Origin of the sequence: Mycobacterium sp. NAZ190054, assembly GCF_001545925.1 — a bacterium.
Taxonomy (GTDB): domain Bacteria; phylum Actinomycetota; class Actinomycetes; order Mycobacteriales; family Mycobacteriaceae; genus Mycobacterium.
The window spans coordinates 1-697 of sequence record NZ_LMVQ01000511.1; the positions used below are offsets into that span (position 1 = coordinate 1).

Annotated in this window: 2 pseudogenes; one reads left to right on the forward strand and one right to left on the reverse strand. The window is 69.6% G+C overall.

Features of this window, described 5'->3' with window-relative positions:
* Positions 1–73 precede the first annotated feature (73 nt).
* A pseudogene (recO, locus tag ASJ79_RS25100) lies at positions 74–403 on the reverse strand (DNA repair protein RecO); the annotation flags it as partial.
* A gap of 62 nt (positions 404–465) precedes the next feature.
* On the opposite strand from recO, the pseudogene ASJ79_RS25105 reads away from it, so the two are divergent.
* Positions 466–697, forward strand: a pseudogene (locus ASJ79_RS25105) (amidase family protein); the annotation flags it as partial.

The following is a 697-nucleotide window of genomic DNA, read 5'->3' on the forward strand; positions in this document are numbered from 1 at the left end:
GTTACTTCGCTGTAAAGGTGCCGCCGCCCCCCGCCACCTACCCCCCTTCCCACCACCACGCACTCCCTATCCCCGGGGCGCGCTCCTCCCCCGCGATCCGCTCCGCGGTCTCGAGCATCGCGCAGGCACAGGTGTAACGGCCGTAGTCGCTGACGATGTCGGAGGCGAACGCATCGATGGCCTGAACCTGTGTGACGATGTCCAGATTGCGCCCCGGATGCAGCTGAACGTCGATGTGCGCGAACGGTTCCAGCCGAGCGCCGAACTTGCTGCGGGTGCGCCGCACCCCCTTGGCCACCGCCCGCACCAGACCGTGATCGCGGGTGAGGAGGCTCACGATCCGGTCGGCTTCGCCGAGCTTGTGCTGCCGCAGCACCACAGCCCGGTCGCGGTACAGACGCATTCGTTCAGTCTCCCACCGCCGGGGGACGATTCCGGTCCGCAGCGCCGATACTCTCGTAAGTGATGGCCGACACCTCCCCTTCGCGCAGCAGCTCCCGCCGTCGATTTCCGACCATGGGCAACCAGTTGTTCCAGCTCGCCAGCGGCACCGCCACGTCGGTCGACCTGGTCACCCGCTCGCTGGAGGCCATCGAGGCGAGCCGGCCCACCCTCAACGCGTTCCGGGTGGTGCTGACCGAACAGGCCCTGGAGGCGGCCGCGGAGGCCGACCGCAGGCGCGCGGCGGGCGCCGGAC